Annotated in this window: 17 protein-coding genes; 6 read left to right on the top strand and 11 right to left on the bottom strand. The window is 38.5% G+C overall.

What is annotated here, in order from left to right:
- Position 1: 1 nt before the first annotated feature.
- The 11 genes from RHM67_RS08640 to RHM67_RS08590 all read right to left on the bottom strand — a co-directional run bounded on the left by RHM67_RS08640 (position 2) and on the right by RHM67_RS08590 (position 10,738).
- Positions 2-2,491: a TraG family conjugative transposon ATPase gene (locus RHM67_RS08640; RefSeq protein WP_322231727.1), complete on the bottom strand. Its 2,490-nt coding sequence runs from the start codon at positions 2,489-2,491 to the stop codon at positions 2-4.
- A gap of 2 nt (positions 2,492-2,493) precedes the next feature.
- A complete protein-coding gene (locus tag RHM67_RS08635; protein WP_322231726.1) occupies positions 2,494-2,808 on the bottom strand; it encodes a DUF4133 domain-containing protein in 315 nt (104 codons plus the stop codon).
- A gap of 15 nt (positions 2,809-2,823) precedes the next feature.
- Positions 2,824-3,162 (bottom strand): DUF4134 domain-containing protein, encoded by a 339-nt coding sequence (locus tag RHM67_RS08630; protein ID WP_322231725.1) that lies wholly within the window; start codon positions 3,160-3,162, stop codon positions 2,824-2,826.
- 38 nt (positions 3,163-3,200) lie between these two features.
- Positions 3,201-3,716, bottom strand: a complete 516-nt coding sequence (locus RHM67_RS08625; protein WP_322231724.1) for a hypothetical protein — start codon at positions 3,714-3,716, stop codon at positions 3,201-3,203.
- A gap of 170 nt (positions 3,717-3,886) precedes the next feature.
- The gene (locus RHM67_RS08620) at positions 3,887-4,756 is read right to left on the bottom strand and encodes an RteC domain-containing protein (protein WP_322231723.1); all 870 of its coding nucleotides are present in this window, start codon (positions 4,754-4,756) and stop codon (positions 3,887-3,889) included.
- 428 nt (positions 4,757-5,184) lie between these two features.
- A complete protein-coding gene (mobC, locus tag RHM67_RS08615; protein ID WP_322231722.1) occupies positions 5,185-7,122 on the bottom strand; it encodes a conjugal transfer protein MobC in 1,938 nt (645 codons plus the stop codon).
- Positions 7,123-7,133: 11 nt separating this feature from the next.
- Positions 7,134-8,399 (bottom strand): relaxase/mobilization nuclease domain-containing protein, encoded by a 1,266-nt coding sequence (locus tag RHM67_RS08610; protein ID WP_322231721.1) that lies wholly within the window; start codon positions 8,397-8,399, stop codon positions 7,134-7,136.
- Positions 8,381-8,776, bottom strand: coding sequence for a plasmid mobilization protein (locus RHM67_RS08605; RefSeq protein WP_322231720.1), 396 nt, complete (start codon positions 8,774-8,776; stop codon positions 8,381-8,383). The genes RHM67_RS08610 and RHM67_RS08605 overlap by 19 nt, the downstream gene beginning before the upstream one ends.
- Positions 8,777-8,948: 172 nt before the next feature.
- Positions 8,949-9,269: a hypothetical protein gene (locus RHM67_RS08600; RefSeq protein WP_322231719.1), complete on the bottom strand. Its 321-nt coding sequence runs from the start codon at positions 9,267-9,269 to the stop codon at positions 8,949-8,951.
- Positions 9,266-9,595 carry a helix-turn-helix domain-containing protein gene (locus tag RHM67_RS08595; protein WP_322231718.1) on the bottom strand — a complete coding sequence of 110 codons (330 nt, stop codon included), beginning with the start codon at positions 9,593-9,595 and terminating at the stop codon, positions 9,266-9,268. The genes RHM67_RS08600 and RHM67_RS08595 overlap by 4 nt, the downstream gene beginning before the upstream one ends.
- Positions 9,596-9,700: 105 nt before the next feature.
- Positions 9,701-10,738 (bottom strand): HNH endonuclease domain-containing protein, encoded by a 1,038-nt coding sequence (locus RHM67_RS08590; RefSeq protein WP_322231717.1) that lies wholly within the window; start codon positions 10,736-10,738, stop codon positions 9,701-9,703.
- Between the two features lie 320 nt (positions 10,739-11,058).
- Here RHM67_RS08590 and RHM67_RS08585 point away from each other — a divergent pair, with 320 nt between their 5' ends.
- The 6 genes from RHM67_RS08585 to RHM67_RS08560 all read left to right on the top strand — a co-directional run bounded on the left by RHM67_RS08585 (position 11,059) and on the right by RHM67_RS08560 (position 17,359).
- The gene (locus tag RHM67_RS08585; protein ID WP_322231716.1) at positions 11,059-13,020 is read left to right on the top strand and encodes a tetratricopeptide repeat protein; all 1,962 of its coding nucleotides are present in this window, start codon (positions 11,059-11,061) and stop codon (positions 13,018-13,020) included.
- A 2-nt stretch (positions 13,021-13,022) separates the two neighbouring features.
- Positions 13,023-13,352 (top strand): nucleotide pyrophosphohydrolase, encoded by a 330-nt coding sequence (locus RHM67_RS08580; RefSeq protein ID WP_322231715.1) that lies wholly within the window; start codon positions 13,023-13,025, stop codon positions 13,350-13,352.
- Complete coding sequence (locus tag RHM67_RS08575; RefSeq protein ID WP_322231714.1) at positions 13,349-15,205, top strand: DUF2075 domain-containing protein; 1,857 nt, start codon at positions 13,349-13,351, stop codon at positions 15,203-15,205. The genes RHM67_RS08580 and RHM67_RS08575 overlap by 4 nt, the downstream gene beginning before the upstream one ends.
- 90 nt (positions 15,206-15,295) lie before the next feature.
- A complete protein-coding gene (locus RHM67_RS08570) occupies positions 15,296-16,297 on the top strand; it encodes a hypothetical protein (protein WP_322231713.1) in 1,002 nt (333 codons plus the stop codon).
- The gene (locus RHM67_RS08565; protein ID WP_322231712.1) at positions 16,257-16,619 is read left to right on the top strand and encodes a hypothetical protein; all 363 of its coding nucleotides are present in this window, start codon (positions 16,257-16,259) and stop codon (positions 16,617-16,619) included. The genes RHM67_RS08570 and RHM67_RS08565 overlap by 41 nt, the downstream gene beginning before the upstream one ends.
- Complete coding sequence (locus RHM67_RS08560; protein ID WP_322231711.1) at positions 16,616-17,359, top strand: hypothetical protein; 744 nt, start codon at positions 16,616-16,618, stop codon at positions 17,357-17,359. Before RHM67_RS08565 ends, RHM67_RS08560 begins: the two co-directional genes overlap by 4 nt.
- Positions 17,360-17,441: the final 82 nt, after the last annotated feature.

Genomic DNA, 17,441 nt, shown 5'->3' with positions numbered 1-17,441 from the left:
GTTATGCTGCTTGTTCTAATTCTTCCTTGACAATGGCGGCAATGCCCAATTGCATACTGCCATATTTTTTGGCATAGGTATGTACCTTTGCTTTCTCAGCCGATTCCGTTGTATAAGTCCAGTACTCTTCCCGGCTTACTTCGGTACGGTAAACTTTAGATAATTGTCCATTCAGGCTAATAAAAACCTCCTTGTATTGGAGTTTCTCATCGTTGTTCTTGTTCATACTCATTATTAACGCGGTTTCCTTATCCGTGATACCCAATAGCTGCTGAACTTTCGGAAAGTCGTTTTGATATTTCCGCTGGTCAAGCAATATTTTACAGTCGCTATTATTGATAATGGCTTGCTTTACTACAGGTGAACTTATAATATCTTCAATATCCTGTGTTACCACAATGGCTTCACCAAAATATTTACGGACTGTTTTAAACAGGTATTTAATGTATTCTGCCATACCTTCCCGTGCAATCGCTTTCCAAGCTTCTTCAATTAATATCATTTTGCGGGTCTCCTTACTGAGTTTCCGCATTTTGGAAACAAATGTTTCCATGATAATTAGGGTAACAACCGGAAACAAAATTGGGTGATCTTTAATGTTATCTAATTCAAAGACAATAAAGCGCTTCTGTAATAAATCAAGGTTCTCTTTTGCATTTAGAAGATAGGCATATTCCCCACCTTTATAGTATGGTTTTAATACAAACAGCATATTGTCAATATCAAAACGAATATCTTTCACTTTAGATTGCTTCATTGTTTCATAAAACTCATTTGATAAAAAATCATAGAAGCTGTCGAAGCAAGGAAATATGTCTGTTTCGACTTTTAGCTTTTCATAATAATGATACAAGGCATCTGATATGGCTACATATTCAGATCGTTGCACATCCTCGTCCTCCTTCTTCCATAAGGCAAGGATCATGGCTTTTATACTTTCTCTTTTTTCCGTGTCCAGGGTATCGCCTTCGGGAACATAAAATGGATTAAAGCTAATCGGCTCATCCTCGGTATAGGTAAAGTAATAGCCACCCACAAATTCACATAAACCCTGATAACTATGTCCAACATCTACGATCACCACATGGGAACCTTGTTCAAAATAGCTGCGCAACATGTGATTTGTAAAAAAAGACTTACCGCTACCCGAAGGTCCTAAAATAAATTTATTGCGGTTAGTGGTTATACCTTTGGTCATCGGGGCATCACTAATATCAACATGAACAGGTTTACCTGATAAGCGGTCGCCCAGGCGAATACCGCAAGGACTAATGCTGGATTGATAATTAGTTTCGAGATTAAGGAAACAGGTAGCCTGCTCAACAAAGGTATCAAAGGTGTCGTTCATCGGAAAACTTGCTTCATTACCCGGTAATCCCGCCCACCAGATCTGCGCCGCCCCATCTGTTTCCTGTTTCGGCTGCGCATCCATTTGCGCCAGCGAAGAACTCACCCTATTTTTAAGGTCCTTTAAATTTGCGGGGTTATCCGTCCACGCTAAAATATTGAAGTGTGCTTTAACAGGTAACCGTTGCTGACTAATTGCTTCATTCAAAAAATCGTGTGTAGCATCCCTGCCAATCGCATTTTCCCGCGAATAGGCGGAAAGGGATTGAAGCCGAAGCTTTTTGGATTCCAGTTTTTTTAAGGTTTGTTGGCTATCGCCAATAAAGATATACTGGTTATACAAGTGATTGCATCTTAGCAGGGTGCCAATAGGTGTAGCAAAGCCTGTGCTGAATTTCGTTTTATCAGTACTGTACTTATCATAGGTTATCCTCGGGCCGCAAAGCGCGGGCAAGTCTTCCGCATCACTTAGGGTATAAAGCTGGCAATGATTATCGCCGATCCTGATCTCGTCCTCGATATGAATATCCTTTAAAACCGGGGATTGATCTTTATTCAACAGGAAACAATATTGCTCTAAAATTCCTGGCACCTTCATCGTTCCGACAAGTTCGTCATCATTTAACCTGGTTAAGGATATTAACCCACTATCTTCTAAAACTCTTATGAATTGACCCGCGCTGTCTTCAAAATCCCTAAACAACTCCTCACAAGTGGTTTGAACTGGAACAATGCGTTTACGCATCAGCAAACTCACCCCGCTGGAATACCGCTTAAATTTATCCGGCTTTTTAGTCAAATAAATATTACAGTGATGATGTAAAAAGGCCCTTTCATTAAAATACCGCTCACTCGAATGAGCTAAAAATGTTTTAACATTTTCCTGGTTATCCTGTGTAAAGACGGCTTCATACTGGTCATTTATAAACCAATCCTGTTTATGAAAAATGCTGTTTTTAGGAAGCAGTTTCAGGGCTTTGATCAATACCTCGTGGAAAGCATGGTACTCATCATTAGATAATGTAAATATCTCCGGCAGATTGACTTTGTAACCAATTGTCAAATCGCCTTGTGCTGAAATCATACATTGATGCTCAACTTTATAAATGGGGAATACTTGTTCCGCTTTGCTATGTGATGCCATGATTATTGTTTTAATCGTAAAAAAATCCTCCGGGAGCTGAATTTTAAATGGTTGGGCAGATAATGTTTGGCTGCTTTCTTCATCAGGCCATGCTCTCCGTATTTATGGCTTAACCTGAATACCTGGTAAAATAAGGCGCTCCCTAATCCGGCAACTATGATAATGCACCAATAAACAAGCACGCCTATCAGGTACATGATCGCAAAACCAATTAATAGTATAACCAGCCCTACCGCGAGATAACCAATATATTGTGCTTTGAGCCCTTTAAACTCTATGGGTTTGTTAATACCTTTATTGATCTGATACATTGACATGATCTTTTATTTAGCCTATACTCCAAAAAATGATTTTAAAACCGTCGCAACTATCACGAGAAAAATACAGCTACCAAACCAACTTGATGCTACTTTGCCTGTATCATGCTCACCGTCATTCCATTTTTTGAAGACTTTTATAGCACCGACTAAGCCCATGATCGCCCCGATGGCATACATTAAACTGGTGCCGGTTGAAAAATAACCTTTAACCTGTGTCGTGGCTTGGGTTATGCCAGCGTTACCATCCTGAGCATAAAGTGACAGACTAATCAGCAAAAAGGAAATTATTGCTATCGCCTGCTTGAAAATGGCTACCGTCCTAAAACGGAAGTTTGTTTTTTGAGATTCCATAATGATTAATTTAAAATGGGTTATAGATTTAATAAGCGTTATGCCCAGCTAACTTGCAAATCCGTCAAGGCAATGGGAAACATTAGTTTTTCTTTGGACAATTCCACAACACGGTTTAGTGTTACTGGTAAATCAATTTCATCTTTATATCTTTTATAAGATCCAACCAATATCCGTAGCAGGGTTATAAACTCCGGCTTGTTATCAATGTCTTTAAAAGCTTCTATTAAATTACCGGCCTCAACCGCTAATTCCTGCGATGGGGTAATGTCCGCCGCGCTGGTTATACCTGCTGCCGGATGATCTTCTAATGGTTCGGAAAAAACCAAGTCCTGAGATTCGGTGATGGATACGCCACTATCTAACTTCGCATCGCCCATTACCTTATAAGGCCCGGTTTGAACATTTGAGAATAGTGAAGTCGCATCTTGCTTGCGGTTAAACAAGCTGCTAATTTCTTTTTGGTAATAACGAAGTACTACATACCCGTAATAAATGAGGGATAGAATAATTATGGCTGCCAGATAGTGCTGCCAGGAAATTGAAGACAACATAGGATTTTAGTTTAAAAGTTACCACTCCATGCGGTAACCTGAAAACAAAGGTGAGGGTACCAAAAATTTAAAATTCACACCTTGTACATGAGGTAGGTGTTTTTTATTGGGAATATTAGGGGGAATGTTTAAATCAAACTAAAAACAGGCTATAACATGGCAATTTGGTTTCAATTAAAGTGCATAGATTGTTGAATGGGTTCATCAAGAGCGAATTTTTCATCTATGCGCCTTAAAAGTGCGACTTTGAGTTTATCTAAAAAGCAAGTACGTTCTTTTTTTCTTCGGGTAATGTCGGTGTATTTATGATAATAGGCCCCTAGGTCGACTTGTAAAATATGCTGAAAGAAGGTGATCACTGATTTAATTTCAGCGTTCCCATTATTAAATACACCTAAAGCGACCAGAGCGTAAATCAGCTCTACCATATCGGTTTTATTAGAAGTCCATGTTAGGGGAAGTTCAAGAGCGGTCTCCTGTGAATGATTTGCGTTGTTATTGATATTCACCAGTTCGAGGTTGAGATAATCCTGGTATTTTTCATTAGCTATGATCTTAGATAATTTATAATCATGGCTGGTTGAATAGATTTCATCATCCTCAAAATCATCTAATTCCACATGAACATCAAATCCTCCACGGGTAAAATAGACTTCATCCATTTGAGTTGACCCAGACCTATAATATTGATAAAACGATTGATTGTGGTCAAAAAAACGCTTTAAATCAGTTAATTCAATGTTGATGTATTCTTTTAATATCTCATCCCCACCAAGCGGTTTTTGCATAATGAGATTATATACATTTATAAAATAAATGTACCGGTTATAAAACTGAGGTTTCACTTTTTTAAAGAAATGGATCTCATCCTCTGTATTTTCAAAGGAATAGCTATGGATATAATTTTTAAGCTTGGCCATCGCTTTTTTGGAAAGCATAATAGAGGCCCTGTATCGTTTTGCTAATGTTTCTCCGTTGGAAGAAACTTCGTTTAATTGGTTTTCAAGTGCGCTATTTAACCGCTCCGCAAATTTTCTCATAGACAATTATATCAGGTGAAAGAAATATTATATGGAGTAAGGTCTTACGCTATAGGCTCTGTTGTTTAATACGCACTAACTGAAATAAAAGGACTACAAGTTTACCTAAAAACAGGTTGGCAAACTATTCATGATAACTAACAGCCATACATTTAAGCCGTTAGCCATTCCACAAAGATAAATACAGGATGGATTGATATTTCCGGCCTCTAAACGTTGAATTCACTGTTGATCTTTCCCAATTAATTGGGCGAATTGCATTTGCGCAAGACCTTGTATTTTCGTTTACAAAGATTCGTTAACAACCTCTTTATTGAGGCTTACTTTTTAATAGAATTGTAAAAGAATTGTAAACAAAGTGATTTTAAAACGAAGAATACCTTGTAAAATTGCCTACTTGTGAATATTAAGCAAAGAAATTGCTTAATTCAACAAAGTTGGCTCAAAACCGTTTCCACCAAAACTTTAATATCCTCTTTAATTTGGTGGTAGTTCATCAAGACCTCTGCGTGATCTACCTCTCTCACCGAAGGGATCGGCTGATAGGCTTCTTCTTCCTTTTTTATGGCATCGTGGTCATTTTGAATAGCACAATGAAAAGTTTTGAGGTCAATTTTGTTATCCGGGTCATCGGCAACCATGCCCACAAATTCGCCGGATGAAAGCCCTGATATTTTGGAAGCTGGTACAGCATAATCCAATTGTACAGATTTACTAACTGAGGTATCCGAACTATTGATAGAAATACTTTCCTTCTCCTGGTTGATCTTGCCAAATCGTTCTGATAGCTGTTTTGCGGTATCGCCTGTTACCTGACCAAAAATTACGTTGCCTACGATATTTAAGATCACTTCCGCCTGTTCACGTCCATAATCCTTTTTTAATTGACTGTAATCCTGTACGGCCAATGTAACTGCCACTTTATTTGATCTTGCTGTCGCGATGAGATTATCTATGCCGTTAAAATAAATTGTAGGGAACTCATCGAAAATCATGCTGCACTTTTGCTGATTCTTACGATTGACCAATTTATTGATCCTGTTGATATACAAAGATAGCACAGCGCCATAAACCTGTGATTTTACCGGATTATTAGCCAGGCAAACGATTTTAGGCTCCTCGGGGTTATTAATATCCAATGAAAAATCATTGCCACTCAATACGTAATATAGTTGTGGGGATGATAATCGGGCCAAACTGATCTTCGCGCTGGCCACCTGACCTTCCAATTGTTCGTAAGCTTCATTCTTCCATGCTGAAACAAAGGGATTTATCAACACCTCAATTTCAGGCTCTTGCAATAAAACTTCAAAAAGTTCCTGGTATTCTACCTGTGCCAGTTCAATAACATGCGGTAAGGTGCAATAGCGGCCACCCTCATACTTCTTCAAAAACCACATAATGGCGGTAATAAAGTTGATCGGTGATTCTACGAAAAAATCGCCTTGCTTCTTTATCCATTCCCGGTTAAGGCCCAGCATAATGGTACGACTGGAATCTATCGCATCTGTTATATCAAGCATGGTTTGTGGTTCTAACGGATTAGCACGGTGCATGATCTGTTCAAGGTTGATGATATATTGTGACGGTTTTACTTTATACAGGTGCCCATATTTTAGCAGGGCGTTGTAAACGATCTTAGAAAGGTCATCATACTTAAAATCATATACCAACATGGTAAAACCTTTTTGAATATGCTGAGTGATAACATGCCGGATCACAAAATATGATTTTCCAGATCCTGGACTGCCGCCAATTAATGTCCCCCTAAAAGGATTTATGATGTTAATCCAACTTTTGCGGCTTTTACCCTTTAAGTTATAAATAGCCGGTAGATTGATGGAGTATTCATTTTCAAGCAGCCTTTCTTCTTGCGGAAATGATTCGTTGTCTTTATTGAAAATATCTTTACCTAATGTAAGCTTTAACATTCTAAAAAGGAGGCTTACACCTGAAAGCAATAGAATATACCCTAACGAAGTTAAACCGATATAAAGGATAGCAATGGTATAGGCAGGGTAACCTAATGTCAATACCAAATTACTAATGAAGTATAACAACAACCCGGTAATGCAATAAGTAATAATCGTTTTCGTCCTTATCTTTTCATCCTTTTTACCTTTACTACCCACTAACGAAACCAGTAGTAGAAACAGGGCAAAAACCTTCGCATACATAACCTGTCTAAAAATCATCATTTTAGAAAGGGGTAGCAGTACGTGATTTATTATGGGTTTTGTTAGCCCCAATTGCATAAATGCCGGATAGCAACTTAAATAGAAGTGGATCAGCAATACCCCTAAACTCAGTAGCCTTGTAAAATCAATGATCTTTCTGAGGGCCTGTTCATTTTCTCCAGTTTGCATAATAATTGAATTTATAGTGAGTGTCCTTTTCGTTTCTTCTTCCTTTTTGTTTGTTGCAGCCTTCCTAAAGCAGACATATCCTGATGTTCTTCCTGAAAGAGATTATCCACTAAGGTATTACCTGAATTAAAGTCGCCCTGGCTGCCTGAATTATCTTTTATGGTATTGATATTGTCATTACCGCTACCAGTATATTTAGTTGCGGTAGAAGGCTGATTTTTCAGGCTATCTGTATTGGAAAAGCGATCTATAAATGAGGCCGCGCTGTAGGCCTTACCGAGATCACTGCCATTAAAAACAGATTTAGTTTGATGATCCACAAAAGTTACCCCATATAATCGGCCCTCCTCGTTTTGCCTGAATATTACCTGTATCCCTTTTTCATGAAGGTCTTGTTGAAATTTTGCTTTATTAATGGGTTTAGACAATACCGCATCAATGGCGTTTTTTAATTGCTCCCTTAATGGTTTGCGTAATACTTCATTTAGCCTGAAACGATCTTCCAGGGTTTTTAAAGTGGGCTTCTCATAAATGCTGCTGGCCTTAATTGGTACGCCAAGCTTGTTGCCCTTTTCATCCAGTACCCAATAAACAAGTCCGTTCTTTTCATACATCCTTGAATCTTTAGAGCCCCTGTCTGCGGTTACATTAAACTGGTTAAGTACTGCGTTTAATTCGGGTATGCTGGTAAATTTATAACTTTTCATTACCTCACTAACCACATTGGTTATGGCTCTTTTAGTTTCTGTTTTCCCATAGCTAACCTGTTTTAATGGTATCCTTTCCGGCAGCCTTAGCTCATTGGATTTGTTGCCGGCCTGTTGCAAACCATACTGAATTTCTATTGCTTTCCTTGCTGTTTCAGATTTGGTTTTACCCAATAGATGCAGGCTTATCCGTTCACCCGATGTTTGGATATTAGTAGTAACAATATGAACGTGCGGGTGCCCGGCATCGGAGTGTTGGTAGGCCAAATAAGGCTGATTGCCAAACCCGATCTGCTCCATATAATCATTTACGATCTGCTGAAGTATGTGTTTTTCAAGCTGCTCACCTATCGCAAAATTCAAAGAAATATGGACAGTATTGGTTTTAGTTCTTTCATTTCTTGATGCCAAATCTGTCAACCGTAACAGCTTGTCATAGAAATTCAGGTCCTCCAAATCCTTGAAATATCCGCTCGCCTCAATAAGCTGCGCCTTATCGTTTCGCAATTTATTCTCATTGTAATTCAATGCGCCGATGAGGCTTTTTCCGCTTATAATTTTCGCGACCATATATCTGCATATTTGTTCATTTGATCTTTTATTTGGAGGATGGACGGCTCCAGTTTGCTATTAATTACACCAAGCAAATTCACCCATAACCGGGTGTCAGCATGGCCACGTGCGCTATTAATATTACGTACCGCCTGGTTCAAATTATTACCAATGGCATTCAGTTCTTTCCGCAGCAAAATGAGCTCTTCCAGTACCTCGTCCATTGACTTATCGCGGTAGGTGACCGTAATTGGTTTTTCAAGCAAAACGCTCCTTATATACTCGCTTAACTTTCGGAACCGTGTCTTCTTAAACCTGTTATCTAAGATTAAAAATTCATTAGGCTTAAACCTGGTAGTAACTCTTTTCAACCTGTTTACTTCTTCATTTTCCATCTTCTTAATCTTTAAAAAATCAGACCTCGGAGGATTTTTCTATGTCCCGGACTGACTTTGGAAGGGAGGGCAAGATTTCGTTTGTCAGACAAACGTACATCTTGCTGATTGCTGAAACAGGCAATCTCCTCCTTTTTCAAAGTCCTCGATTGGATTTGTCAAACAACCATACTCAAAATGATTCGCTGCAATATGGCGATAGTCTGGACCTCCGTTTCATTCGCTGCCGATGGTCAAAAATCCAATCAGCCGCACAGACTTTCCAGTTCCGAATTGGCGCGCCTGTAATCGTTTTCCATTGCAATAGTTCCTGTTGCGCTAAGAACACATCTGCACATTCTGCTAAGTCTTTTTGGTCAAAATAGATGTGTACCACAAACCTGTCTGGAGGCACAATGCCCCCAAAACCGGGACGGTTTTGACCCCTGATTTTGAGGTTTGCCTGTGATGCTTTTGGCGATTGCGGAATGATACGTTTGGCCTTCCGCTTCATACCATTTTCATCTGATCAAATAATGTTCCGGAGTTCATTAGGATTTCAATCTCTTCCAGGTTATAGTATGTTACACCACCCAATTTTTTGAAAGGTATCACGCCTTTATCCCGCAGGATTTGAAGCTTGCTTTCCGAAAGGCGTAGCATTCTTTTTATTTCAAAAGCTTTAAGCCATTGGTGGCCCGGATGCCCGGATTGTTCTTTTAGCAGTTTCTTAATGTCGCCAATAAGTTGCTGTTTAAAATCAATCAAGTCCTGAACAGTTATCAACTGATCCCGGTGAACTTTTGGAAAGTCGTTCTGAGTTTCATTGTAATTTGCCATAGCTTATAATTTACTGTAGCAAATGTGAGGAAGGCTAAAATATATTTATCACACCCTATACATGAGGTAGGTGTTTTTTGTTGCATCAGAATGCAAGCTCACTGTCTAAACTTTAAAAAATTCAAAGCCATTATTGCTGGCGATAGTAATCATTGGCTGAAATTGTTCGAGAAATTTTTGTTGATTTATATGTTTCAGATCTAAAGATGGAAAGATTGTCAAATAATCTTGTAGCAATTTGTTTTTGGGTGACTTATCCAAGATGATTTCCATCGCGCTTTGCTGCAATTTATAAAATGGTTCAAAGTATTTATCCAATGGCGGCAGCTTATCACTCTTGTAACTGTTAAAAGAAGGATTGGCGGGTATCAAGTTCCAGATCAAATCGTGAGATACAAAGGCATAAGGAATGAAATGTTCAACGGCATAATGTCCTTTTTCTATCCTGCTATTTGTATAAATGCAATTTACGCTTCCCAATTCTTCGATAACAATATCCCAGAATTTACGCTGTTCATTCAGGTTTTTTCGAATTGGTGATCTGATTAGTTTATTGGGAATGTCCGGCACATTGGGATTTTTAGTTTGAAGATACATAGCTAGATTCCAGTAACAGAAATCTTTCAATAGCCTTGTATTTCTTTTGAAGTATTCAGCCCAATTAGGGTTAATCTCTATATAATCCTTATGTAAGCTATAAGGACAATTATTTAAATACGCTTGTGAATATTCATGGGCTGAATTTAAATCATCTGCCCGGAACCATGGGCTTAAAAACCGGTGAGGTACCTCTGAATTGAAATAGCGTAATTCTTTAATCGTGTTTTTGTTATTTGTAGTCGATAGTCTTTTAAAGATACTGCCCCGGTCGGCATCAACAGTAAGATTCTCTCCCCATTTAATCTTTTCAATGGCCTGCTGCAATTTGTCTTGTTTACCAAAGCTTACGTGAAAGTAGTTTACAGTAAACCAAGAATGAGCGACCATCTCAGCAAAAAGATCATTTTTATTAATCTTCGTTTCGCCCAATTCCGCTCTTCCTAATATAGAAAGGAACCAATAAAATTTATAAGTAGCAGATGTTTTGTTAAAACAGGCTGCCAATAAATGGATAGGTAGTTCTTCTTGGTATGGTAAGTTCACAAATACGAAAGTACCTTTTAAATCTCAATTGGCGATTTTAATTTGTAATGGTTGGGTGTCGGTATTTCCGGCTTGGTTATCCGATGGTTTTAGCCCAAGCTTAGACCTTAAACTATATGAGTATTGTTTCACTGACGATTATAAGAACGCAAACTGGTTTCTCGATTGGCAGGAAATAAAAAATGACAAGCCCGGCAGCCATTGTTTGAAGATTGACCATTTCCCCTAATCGGACTTGAGCTATGGTAATATATTCGTAACTTTGAATAATATTTTTTTGGGTGCCTTAATAGCACTTTTTTAATTTGTTTGCGCCTGATATGACGATAATACACCCGCTAGAAAGCCTTATTTATGATCTTTTTCCTGATGCCGAAGGTGACGACCAAAAGCTCATTGATGCTGCCCGTCGTTATTATGCCGTAGGCCCGTATGATCCTAAAGTGCAAATTTCCAACGGCAGCTTGATCGTTGAAATTGATGATAATACGATTATTCAGCAAAAGGCTCGTTATGATAAGGTAATTGCTTTTTGTGAGCGTGGCCAATTTGCACAGGCCAAAAAGGATGTCATTGAACTGATCAAAGAATCGCCTCAAATTTCCGAATATCACCGAATTTTAGGACAGATCCTTTCTGAAGAAGGTGATCAGGAAGCCGCAATTGATGCGCTTATAGATGCCTTACGCTGGAATCCGAAAAATGAATGGGGTTTGCTCATGATGGGTAATATTTTCTCCAAATACAAAAACGATACGGAAACCGCCCTCAAATATTATGAGGCAGTTTTAAAAGTGAAACCCGACGATCATATCACACTCAATAATATTGGTGCCAACCTGATGCAGAACGGGCAGGCTAAGGAAGCCGCTGTTTATTTTGAACGCGCCATTGCCATTAACGACGACTATCCAAATACCCAATACGCTTTAGCTTTTACCGCAGAAATGCAGGGTGATTATGAAAAGGCATTTGAACGTTCTTTGATTGCTTTGGAAAAGAATAAACGGAGAGACGGCCTATACAGCAATAGCTTCCATTTGGCTATTGATACCGCCTCCCAGTTAACTAAAGAGCGCGACGGTAAAGCCATTGTCGATAAATACGCCAAAGAGCTTTACGGTAAATACGGTAAGGCTATCAAAATTGAAGTTGACAATGAAATCCCAACAGCAGCCAAATTGGAAATTGCTGAAAATCACAGCCGAGATTATCATTTGGTTAAATATAAATCTGCTTATCCGGCAGTTGAGCATTTAATGATGCACGAATTGGTGCATTTGGAATTGGCCGAGGATGCCAGAGCTGAAGGTGTCAACCAGTTGTATATCACCAAGCCCCACCATAAAAATAGCTTCTTCTATTCATTGGAGAAGGAAGCACAACGTTTAGCGAAACAGGGTATCCCCGAAAATAATATAGCAACATTTTTTACAGCTTTATTTGAAGGGATTAATCGACAGAATTTCAACGCGCCGGTTGATCTGTTTATTGAGGATATTTTATATAGTCGTTACCCGCAGTTAAGGCCTTTCCAGTTTTTATCTTTATTAGCGTTAATTCAGGAGGGTATTGAAGCCACGACCAAACCCGAGATCGTAAAAAATATGCATCCGGGTATGTTATCTATCTCTAAAACTTTCAACCTGGTTAACGCCCTGCATTTTAAAAACCTGTACAAAGTTGATTTGCTTGCCGATCATAAGCCAACAAAATTGGAAACTGACCGGGCGCAAACGATGTATGACGAATTTTTGGAGTACCGCGCAGATAAAGGACCGGGCGAAGAATACGAAATTGTGCAGCACTGGGGCAATGATTTAAAATTGGATAAATTTTTTGAACTGGTTCCGGAACTGGAGCATCGACCCCGGACCGTAGAAAATGTATTAGAGGAGATTGAAAACGATCCTTTTCAACTTAACGAAACCGATCCTGCTGAAGATCGAAAGATGAAGCAGTTTATCGAAGCGCATTCAACCGGTGAAGTAAACATGGCGGTTTGCATATTTATGGTTGGCGCGATCCAGTTATTTAGCAAACAGCCTAAAGCCAAGGTAAAGGAAACAGCCTTTGAAATAGCTATGTTGGGGCGTACAGGGATTGACCCTAAAAAAGATAATTATTCTGTACCTTCACTTGCAGGCATGAAATTTAGTGGTTATCATATGATTGCCTATTATTACGTAAGCTGGGCGATTGCCATTCCTGAGATGTTAGTTCAATTAGGTTTGCCGTTTGACCAAGAGTATAAGATCGCTACACAATTGGCCAATAAATAAGCATGACGGAAATCAAAGAGATCATACAAAAGTTAATAAAGTTTAGAGATGAAAGGGACTGGCAACAGTTTCATAATTCTAAAGATCTGGCGTTAGCAATCTCTATTGAGTCTTCTGAATTGTTAGAGCTTTTTTTGTGGAAGGCGAACGAAGATGTTTCCAAAGAAAAATTAAAAGAAGAATTAGCCGATATCTTATCTTACTGCCTTTTATTGGCTGAAAAGCACCAGTTATCAATCCCTGATATCATTCAGGAGAAAATCGACAAAAACAACTTAAAATACCCCGCAGATAAAGCAAAAGGTAACGCCAAAAAGTACACCGAACTATGATCGTTTATAAAAAGTCCAAAGGTGAATTTCTGACTGACATAGAGGACTTTATCATCGAAGATATTGTAAGGGAAAATGTACATAACAAACTCCACCGTAAAGTTGGCGACAGCGAATACCGTTCATGGCAGAATTCTTTGCAGTACATGGCCAACATCCTGCGCTCCGAAAAAATTCCCGGTGATGCTGGGATCGCTATAGAATATAATATCCCCCGTACAGGTAACAGGATAGATTTCATTGTATCCGGGCAGGATGATACTGGTATTGAACATGCAGTATTGATCGAGTTAAAACAGTGGGATAATATTCAACTCACCACAAAGGATGCCATGGTGCGAACCCGTTTCGCGCACGGGCCAAGTGATGAGCTGCACCCAAGCTATCAGGCATGGTCGTACTCTGCTTTGTTATACGGCTTTAATGAAACCGTCTATACCGAAAATATACAGTTAAAGCCTTGCGCCTATTTACATAACTGTAAAGATCTTTCAGTGATCACCAATGCATTTTATAGTGAGTATATCGCTAAAGCTCCGGTATTCTGTAAGGATGATAAGATCGAACTCCGGGAATTTATCGCTTCGTTTATTAAACACGGTGATAAACGGGATATGATACTGCGAATCGAAAATGGCCGGATCAGGCCGTCAAAAGCTCTAGCCGATAATATCAATTCCATGCTCAAGGGTAATGCGGAGTTTGTCATGATCGATGCGCAGAAGATGGTACAGGAAGAAGCATTGGCTATTGCTACAGGATCACGGGCATCTCAAAAAAATGTATTGATCGTACACGGTGGACCTGGTACTGGTAAATCTGTGGTAGCTATTAACTTGTTGGCAAAGCTTTCCAAGAAAGGCTTATTTGCATCCTACGTGACGCGTAACTCAGCACCTCGCGTAGTTTATGAGAGTAAACTCACAGGCAGCATGAAGAAAAGTGAAATCTCGAATTTCTTCAAAGGGTCAGGCGCTTTCACAGATACTAAAACGAATGCTTACGATGTACTTATCGTTGATGAAGCTCACCGCCTGAATGAAAAGTCCGGCATGTTTAAAAACATGGGTGAAAACCAGGTCAAAGAAATTATTAACTCGTCTAAATGTTCGGTTTTCTTTTTAGATGAGGATCAAAAAGTCACCCTGCACGATATTGGCACCGATGAAGAAATAAGAAAGTGGGCAACTTTTTACAATGCAGAAGTAACCACCATGGAGTTAACTTCTCAATTCCGTTGCGGTGGTTCTGATGGTTACCTGGCTTGGTTGGATAATGTGTTGCAGATCAGGGAAACGGCCAATACTGTCTTAGACACGCAAGAATATGACTTCAAAATATTTGATGATCCTAATGAATTGCGCGACGTCATTTACGAAAAAAATAAAGACCGAAATAAAGCACGTTTAGTAGCCGGTTATTGTTGGAATTGGGCCAGTAAAAAAGATCCATTCGCGATGGATATTGTGATGCCGGAATTTGATTTTGGAATGCAGTGGAATTTGGGAAGTGACGGGATGCTTTGGATCGTTAGCCCTGAATCGGTGAGCGAAGTCGGCTGCATTCATACATGTCAAGGGTTAGAGGTAGACTACGTTGGTGTAATAATTGGGGCTGATTTGGTAGTGAGGAACGAAGAAGTATTGGTAGATGCCAGCAAACGTTCAGGTATGGATAAATCAATTCATGGTTATAAAAAAATGATGAAGGAAAATCCGGAGCATACTGCATCCTTGCTGAACGATATTATCAAAAACACCTACAGAACATTGATGTCAAGGGGTATGAAAGGATGTTATGTGTATTTTGTTGATAAGGAGGCAGAGGATTATTTTAAAGCCTTATTAAAATAATACTTTGATCGATAATTATTATAAATCATTGAAAATGAAAATATAATATACTATTACTACATTTAACATCTAAATCTTATATAAACCAAAATGAGCGAGAATCCTCAACTTCCGGCTGATTTGTCCAAAGACGTAAAAAGAATAGGCAATGCCTCTTTGCTAAGTTGGATAAGTGAAAATAAAATAGAATTGCCCAAATCAGATAATTTTCTTGATTCGCTCGCGAAAGGATTAGTTGAAGGTGCAATAAGGAGCGATCAATTGAATGCTGCAATATCGGAACTGGATGAAAATAGTGATAAGAAAATCATATTAATGACTATTGATCAGGTTGACAAGCTATTAACCAACAAAAAAAGTATTTTACAAGACTTACACAAGAGAAAGGGTATTGTTGCCTCTGATAAAAAATGGGTTAATGGGGATGTTAAAAACGGTAATCCAACGTTCATTTACATGTACTGGGATGAAGATATTTTAAAAATAAAATATTCTGAAATTCAATACAATGTAGAAACAGATTACGAGACTGAAAAAATCGTTAAAACAGAAAAAAGAGTAAATATCATTTTTATTATTGACCCGAAAGACGGCTTTGTACAAATCAGATTTGATTCGCCTGGCAACATTCATAGGCATAAAAATGATACGGGAAAAATCAGTGAGGCTGCCTATGAAGGGTTCTATAAAGAACTCTTGTTAGACCTGTTTCAAGATTTGACATTTAAAGAATTGAATTTGAATAAGGTGGCTAATCATCTGGCTACGGTCGAAGTCAAAAAATTCAGAATAACGAAGGGCGTTACAACAATTACTAACAACGCTAAACAAACATTTGCCACGGCATCAATTCAAGCTGATGTTAGAAATTTACCCGAATATGTTGCTGCAGCATCCAAAGGGACTGACTATTGGCTAGCTGAAGATCTTACTGGTTACTGGGTTGCTAGCGAATCAGAAGATAGTTTAAGAAAGGATTTATTCATGCGTATATCACGCAAATATTCCCAAATTAGGGTTCAAAGAGGTTGCCTTGAAAAAGAGCTTAATTATGGAATTAGTAAGATTAGAGAAATACAAGGTACAGTTTAAAAACTTTACCAAGACTATTGAGTCTTTGCAATCCTATTTAAGTTCATTAAATACGGGTAGCATAGACGCACCTATTATTACGCCCTATGTAGTTTCAAAAAAATTAAATATTCCTGAAACCGACGCTTTTTTTATTCTTTCGCTAGCTGAAAAAGAAAGCATTCTACATAAGAAATTCCAGGTATGGACCGAGAACGAAAGCTTTTTGGGTGATTACGAAAATACTCAGAGTATCCCAAATGAAATCTTTAATCAGGCAACAGGAAAAAAAGTGGATCGTGACCACTTTTTTGTTGACGTGGTTTTTGAATTGGAAAAATGAGTAAGCCACTAAAATATAATTTTGGTGGTGAATACTTAACAAGAGTAGAAATCATAAAGAATGCTTATGACCACGCCAAAAACTATCCGGCAGAGGAACGGAAGGCCTACGTCAAATCTATTAGTCAACTATTTTCCGATGACAGCATGAAAAATAATTTTCAAACCATTTATTTACCCGTAGCCGGTGCCTTGTTTTTAATATTGATTCTTGGAGCAACTTTCTTAACCCCATTCCCAACACAAATTCAATCCGCCACCTTGTGGGTAATATTAAGCCTTGCAGCGGCGGCATGTGCAGCAGTTATACCGGGATTTATAGAATTTAAGTACCAGGGTGTTGTTAAAGCTGGTGGTGCAATAGCGATTTTCTGTTTGATGTATTTTTTTTCTCCTAATATTTTAGAAAAAACGAACCAATCAAAAGCAGCAAAGATTTCTCTCTATGTGGTTCAGGAAGATGGCTTGGCAGTTCAAAGTCTAAATCCGGAATTTGATCCAAATAGTCGCGAAGCTCTTGCCAAAAGCGTCACTCAAATAATCAATAACTATTTCGGAACCAAATATGCGGCCTCGCATTTTACAATTTTCAGGAAAGACGACGGAAAGATTTACCAAGATGAAATATGTTCCGATGTTAGAGATTATAAATTATTAGTAATCCCTGTTGCGGTTGAGAATCATTTCAGTGATAAAAGAAAAGCATATTTGAAATTTAACGCATTATCTGAAAAACGATAAAAAATTCGCGTTAAAATCAAATAAAAAAAATTAGTAAATACCATAATAATCTGTAAATCAGTAGTTTAAAAAACGTTCGTTC

It is taken from the genome of Mucilaginibacter sp. 5C4 (assembly GCF_034345625.1).
In the GTDB taxonomy this organism is placed as follows: Bacteria; Bacteroidota; Bacteroidia; order Sphingobacteriales; family Sphingobacteriaceae; genus Mucilaginibacter; species Mucilaginibacter aurantiaciroseus.
Note: the sequence above shows the minus strand (reverse complement) of the source record. Positions and strands in the feature narration are given on the sequence as shown.

Coding starts and splice junctions, on each gene's coding strand:
- RHM67_RS08620 (WP_322231723.1), bottom strand. CDS start 4,756: ATGAGAAAATTTGCGGAGCGGTTAAATAGCGCACTTGAAAACCAATTA.
- RHM67_RS08630 (WP_322231725.1), bottom strand. CDS start 3,162: ATGGAATCTCAAAAAACAAACTTCCGTTTTAGGACGGTAGCCATTTTC.
- RHM67_RS08595 (WP_322231718.1), bottom strand. CDS start 9,595: ATGGCAAATTACAATGAAACTCAGAACGACTTTCCAAAAGTTCACCGG.
- RHM67_RS08605 (WP_322231720.1), bottom strand. CDS start 8,776: ATGGAAAATGAAGAAGTAAACAGGTTGAAAAGAGTTACTACCAGGTTT.
- RHM67_RS08580 (WP_322231715.1), top strand. CDS start 13,023: ATGACGGAAATCAAAGAGATCATACAAAAGTTAATAAAGTTTAGAGAT.
- RHM67_RS08600 (WP_322231719.1), bottom strand. CDS start 9,269: ATGAAGCGGAAGGCCAAACGTATCATTCCGCAATCGCCAAAAGCATCA.
- RHM67_RS08635 (WP_322231726.1), bottom strand. CDS start 2,808: ATGTCAATGTATCAGATCAATAAAGGTATTAACAAACCCATAGAGTTT.
- mobC (WP_322231722.1), bottom strand. CDS start 7,122: ATGCAAACTGGAGAAAATGAACAGGCCCTCAGAAAGATCATTGATTTT.
- RHM67_RS08625 (WP_322231724.1), bottom strand. CDS start 3,716: ATGTTGTCTTCAATTTCCTGGCAGCACTATCTGGCAGCCATAATTATT.
- RHM67_RS08640 (WP_322231727.1), bottom strand. CDS start 2,491: ATGGCATCACATAGCAAAGCGGAACAAGTATTCCCCATTTATAAAGTT.
- RHM67_RS08610 (WP_322231721.1), bottom strand. CDS start 8,399: ATGGTCGCGAAAATTATAAGCGGAAAAAGCCTCATCGGCGCATTGAAT.
- RHM67_RS08570 (WP_322231713.1), top strand. CDS start 15,296: ATGAGCGAGAATCCTCAACTTCCGGCTGATTTGTCCAAAGACGTAAAA.
- RHM67_RS08565 (WP_322231712.1), top strand. CDS start 16,257: ATGGAATTAGTAAGATTAGAGAAATACAAGGTACAGTTTAAAAACTTT.
- RHM67_RS08560 (WP_322231711.1), top strand. CDS start 16,616: ATGAGTAAGCCACTAAAATATAATTTTGGTGGTGAATACTTAACAAGA.
- RHM67_RS08575 (WP_322231714.1), top strand. CDS start 13,349: ATGATCGTTTATAAAAAGTCCAAAGGTGAATTTCTGACTGACATAGAG.
- RHM67_RS08585 (WP_322231716.1), top strand. CDS start 11,059: ATGACGATAATACACCCGCTAGAAAGCCTTATTTATGATCTTTTTCCT.